This window comes from Acinetobacter sp. NIOH-H-8 (genome assembly GCF_046635365.1).
Lineage (GTDB): Bacteria > Pseudomonadota > Gammaproteobacteria > Pseudomonadales > Moraxellaceae > Acinetobacter.
The window spans coordinates 1-414 of the sequence record NZ_JBHDVN010000270.1 but is presented as its reverse complement, the minus strand read 5'-3'; the positions used below and the strand labels follow the sequence as shown (position 1 = coordinate 414).

Annotated in this window: 1 pseudogene; it reads left to right on the top strand. The window is 49.8% G+C overall.

Features of this window, described 5'->3' with window-relative positions:
• Nucleotides 1–401 (top strand): annotated as a pseudogene (gene eno / locus ACEWB7_RS18175) (phosphopyruvate hydratase); the annotation flags it as partial.
• Between the last annotated feature and the right edge of the window lie 13 nt (nucleotides 402–414).

The window sequence follows — 414 nt, the reverse complement described above, 5'->3', positions numbered from 1 at the left end:
GTTTTGCATACCAGACCAAAGTACTGGGCGACAAAATCCAGCTGGTTGGTGACGACCTGTTCGTAACCAACACCAAAATCCTGAAAGAAGGCATCGAGAAAGGCATCGCTAACTCCATCCTGATCAAATTCAACCAGATCGGTTCTCTGACCGAAACTCTGGCTGCACTCAAGATGGCGAAAGACGCTGGCTACACTGCTGTCATCTCTCACCGTTCTGGTGAAACTGAAGACGCTACCATTGCTGACCTGGCTGTTGGTACCGCTGCAGGCCAGATCAAAACCGGTTCTATGAGCCGTTCTGACCGTGTTGCTAAATACAACCAGCTGATTCGTATCGAAGAAGCTCTGGGCGAAAAAGCACCGTACAACGGTCGTAAAGAGATCAAAGGCCAGGCGTAATCCTGCTTTTACC